This is a genomic window from Mycobacterium sp. E735, assembly GCF_001666955.1.
In the GTDB taxonomy this organism is placed as follows: Bacteria; Actinomycetota; Actinomycetes; order Mycobacteriales; family Mycobacteriaceae; genus Mycobacterium.
This window is the reverse complement of record NZ_LZIX01000035.1, coordinates 1-2,383: the sequence shown is the minus strand read 5'-3', so window position 1 is coordinate 2,383 and position 2,383 is coordinate 1. Positions and strand designations below refer to the sequence as shown.

At 65.0% G+C, this 2,383-nt stretch carries 3 protein-coding genes; 2 read left to right on the top strand and 1 reads right to left on the bottom strand.

The window, feature by feature from the left end:
- Positions 1-340 (bottom strand): aldehyde dehydrogenase family protein (locus A5704_RS03135; protein ID WP_156737593.1); only part of this gene is annotated, 340 nt, incomplete at its 3' end.
- A 222-nt stretch (positions 341-562) separates the two neighbouring features.
- On the opposite strand from A5704_RS03135, the gene A5704_RS03130 reads away from it, so the two are divergent.
- Together A5704_RS03130 and A5704_RS03125 are read left to right on the top strand one after the other, a co-directional pair.
- A complete protein-coding gene (locus tag A5704_RS03130; RefSeq protein ID WP_067887321.1) occupies positions 563-1,198 on the top strand; it encodes a TetR/AcrR family transcriptional regulator in 636 nt (211 codons plus the stop codon).
- Positions 1,199-2,383: cytochrome P450 (locus A5704_RS03125; RefSeq protein ID WP_067887318.1), on the top strand; the 1,185-nt coding region annotated here is incomplete at its 3' end.

Below are 2,383 nucleotides of genomic sequence, written 5' to 3'. Positions count from 1 at the left end.
CGTTGACCGGGACTTCGAGCTGCGCGATCCCGGTAAGCATCCGCGGCGCACCGACTTCGGCGATGGTCAGGTCGCGCAGCTCTTCGAGGTGCTGCTGCATCGCCTCGCGCAGCTGCCGCACGCACCGCACCCGCAACTCGGTGTCGCGCGACCAATCCGTCTCGTCGAAAGCGCGGCGCGCGGCGTCGATCGCACCGCTCATGTCGTCGGCGTCGCCGTCGGCCGCGACGCCCAGCACTTCCTCGGTTGCCGGGTTGATGGTCGGGAAGGTACCGGCGCTGCCGGCCGACATCTTGCCGTCGATGAAGAGTTCACTCACGCCGTCGGCCAACAAGGCCATCTCCCGCTCCCGTCTACGCGTGGCAAATCTAAAGGCGAATCCATGCGCCCAGTCGAATGGACAGTTGTCCGATTATCTTCCATCGCACCATAGTCGCCGCGCCATCCAGGGTGCAAGAGGCGATCGCGAAAACGGCTCTAAAGCTCCGAAAAATTCCCTATTAAGCTGCAGATTCATCGGACGGGGTTGCCTCGCATCGCCTCAATCCGTTAGCTTGGACATGTGTCCAGCGACGCACTGGTTACGATCCCGCCCCAGCCCGAGCACCAGCCCGGTCAGCCGGCGCGCAACCGCCGCCAGGAAGAGACCTTCCGCAAGGTGCTCGCGGCCGGCATCGAAACCCTGCGCGAGAAGTCGTACGCCGACCTGACGGTGCGCGCGGTCGCCGCCCGCGCCAAAGTCGCCCCTGCCACCGCCTACACCTACTTCTCCTCGAAGAACCACCTGATCGCCGAGGTCTACCTGGACCTGGTCCGGCAGGTCCCGTTCTTCACCGACGTCAACGACCCCATGCCGGTTCGGGTGGACAAGGTGCTGCGCCACCTGGCGCTGGTGGTCGCCGATGAGCCCGAGGTCGGGGCGGCATGCACGACGGCGCTGCTCGGCGGCGGCACCGATCCCGCGGTGGGCGCCGTGCGCGACCGGATCGGCGCGGAGATCCACCGCCGCATCGCGACGGCCATCGGGCCAGGCGCCGAAGCCAAGACGGTGTCGGCGCTCGAGATGGCTTTCTTCGGCGCGTTGGTGCAGGCCGCCAGCGGCCAGTTCACCTATCACCAGATCGCCGACCGGTTGGCCTACGTAGTGAACCTGATCTTGCCCGGCACCGGGGAGACGAGCCAGGAGACAAGAACTTAAATGACCGTCCATGTTGGCGACCACGAACTGGTCCTCGATCCCTACGATTACGACTTCCACGAGGATCCGTATCCGTACTACAAACGGTTGCGCGACGAGGCCCCGCTGTATCGCAACGACGAGCTGAAGTTCTGGGCGCTGTCGCGGCACCAAGACGTGCTGCAGGGGTTCCGCAACAGCACCACGCTGTCCAACAAGTACGGCGTCTCGCTGGATCCGGCGTCGCGCGGCCCGCACGCGTCCAAGACGATGTCCTTTCTGGCGATGGACGACCCCGCGCATCTGCGGCTGCGGACGCTCGTTTCGAAAGGGTTCACCCCCAGGCGGATTCGGGAGCTGGAGCCGAGTGTCACCGAGATCGCGACCCGACACCTGGACACCATGCTGGAAAAGGCCAGGTCTTCAGCGGACGGCACGGTCGACTACGTCGACGAGTTCGCCGGAAAGCTGCCCATGGACGTCATCTCCGAGTTGATGGGCGTTCCCGAGCCGGATCGAGTTCAGGTCCGGGCCTGGGCCGACGGCGTGATGCACCGCGACGAGGGTGTCACCGACGTGCCGCCGGAGGCGGTCGAGGCCTCCATCAACCTGATCGTCTACTACCAGGGCATGGTGGCCGAGCGGCGCAAGAAATTGACGAACGACCTGACCTCGGCGCTGCTGGAGGCCGAGATCGACGGTGACCGCCTCACCGACGACGAAGTGCTCGGCTTCATGTTCTTGATGGTGATCGCCGGAAATGAGACCACCACCAAACTGCTTGCGAATGCGGCCTTTTGGGGGCACAAGAACCCGGATCAACTGACTCCGGTCTATGCCGACCCTGCACTGGTGCCGCAGTGGGTCGAGGAGACCCTGCGCTACGACACCTCCAGCCAAATCCTGGCCCGCACCGTGTCCGGGGAGCTCACCCTCTACGACACCACCATCCCCGAGGGCGACGTCCTGCTGCTGTTGCCCGGTTCGGGCCACCGCGACGAGCGGGTCTTCGACAACCCCGACGACTATCTGATTGGGCGCGAAATCGGGCCCAAACTCTTGAGTTTCGGCAGTGGCGCACATTTCTGCCTGGGCGCGCATCTGGCTCGGATGGAAGCCCGGGTCGCGCTCACCGAGTTGTTCAAGCGAATCCGCGGACGTTGCTGGAGTGGACGCGGACGGCGTTGGCCTCGTCCACCTCATATC